The sequence below is a fragment of the Lactobacillus sp. ESL0701 genome (assembly GCF_029433445.1).
Classification (GTDB): Bacteria; Bacillota; Bacilli; order Lactobacillales; family Lactobacillaceae; genus Lactobacillus.
Map to the genome: position 1 here is coordinate 1 of NZ_JAQTIC010000013.1, position 1689 is coordinate 1689.

Below are 1689 nucleotides of genomic sequence, written 5' to 3' on the forward strand. Positions count from 1 at the left end.
TAGTCTTTAACTTGCTTGATAGTATCAATGATTGAGCCATCACGATATTCAACTAAAGCAACTGTCCGATCAGTATATTCAAGTGGCTTTGGTATACCAACTTGTTCTTCAGCCATCTTTTGCAAATCTTTAATATCAAGAATTTGCAAGCCTGGAACCTTACTAAATGCAGCGATTAAATCTTGCCGTTTAGGATTAATGGCAATTCCGCGTTCAGTTACTAATACATCAATGGAGTCGCCTGGTGTAACCACTGTTTCAACAGATGGGACTACCGTTGCATTACGTCCACGAACAAGCGGCGCGGTGATAATTGTCATTTTGGCATTGGCTGCATCTTGGTGACCACCAATCGCACCCCGAATAACACCATCTGAACCAGTCATTACGTTAACATTGAAGTCGGTATCAATTTGAAGAGCTGATAAAATTGCAACATCCAAATTATTGACAACTGCACCCTTATTATGTGGATCAGCGTACCAAGAAGCATCAATTTCTTGCTGGTCTTTATTTTGGGCCATTGAAGCTGCTGCACCTTTATCGAAATCTTGAACATCCATGATTTTCTTGACTAATCCCTCTTCAAGAAGGTCAGTTGTTGGTTTAGTAATACCACCCAAAGCAAATGAAGCTGTGATACCATCGTCGAGCATTGATTGGCGCAAATAACGCGTTACAGCTAATGCAGCACCACCTGAACCGGTTTGGAATGAAAAGCCTTGCTTGTAATATGGCGAGTTAATAATTACTTGATTAACCATTTGGGCAATCTTTAATTCTTTTGGATCTTTGGTAAAACGGGTTGCTCCTGAACCAATCTTATCTGGATCACCAATCTTATCTACTTTAACAACATAGTCAACTTGGTCTTGTTTAATTGAAGCTGGTGTATTTGGATAATCAACAATATTATCAGTTAACAGAACAACCTTATCAGCGTATTGAGCATCAATCAATGCATAACCAAGTGAACCAAAGACAGCATCACCGTCTTGACCATTGGCATTGCCGGCTGGATCTGAAACTGGCACACCTAGAAACGCAACATCAATTTTAATGTCGCCTTCTTCAATTGCTCGAGCACGATTACCATGTGAACGGAAAATAACTGGATTTTTAAGACCACCATGAGAAATAAAGTCCCCAAGTGAACCACGCATTCCTGAAGAAACAATATTAGTAATAACGCCCTTTTTAATAGCTTCAATTACTTTATCATTCATTACGCCAGTAAGAGAAGATGGTGCCAGAGTTAAATCTTTATAACCCATTTCAATAATCTTATCCATTACTTTATTAAAAGCAAAGTCACCATTTCTGAAGTGGTGGTGGAAAGAAATGGTCATACCATCTTTAAGATTATTCTTAATAACATCTTCAAGTGAGTCAACAACTTTATCTTCGCCTGCAGTAACCCGTACTTTAGGTGCAACCCTTTGAACTTCTGGATTACCAATAGTAGCTGATTCAAATGGTTTTAAATTCATTTTTGACATTAATTCATCTGGTAATTTACGGTTAACCTTATTCTCCAATGTAATTACCCTCCTCATCAATTAAGTTTGAAGCTTTGGCAGTTTCAATAACACGGTTTGCCTTAGCAACAACTGGTTTATCAACCATTTTACCGTTCATTGAAATAACACCTGAACCTTTGGCTTTAGCTTCTTTAATCGCATTCTGAAC

At 38.3% G+C, this 1689-nt stretch carries 1 protein-coding gene and 1 pseudogene; both read right to left on the minus strand.

What is annotated here, in order from left to right:
* On the minus strand, positions 1-1538 hold a 1538-nt coding region (gene citF / locus PT281_RS07765), incomplete at its 3' end, for a citrate lyase subunit alpha (RefSeq protein ID WP_280926620.1).
* Positions 1528-1689: pseudogene (locus PT281_RS07770) on the minus strand (citrate lyase subunit beta); the annotation flags it as partial. The gene citF and the pseudogene PT281_RS07770, both read right to left, overlap by 11 nt.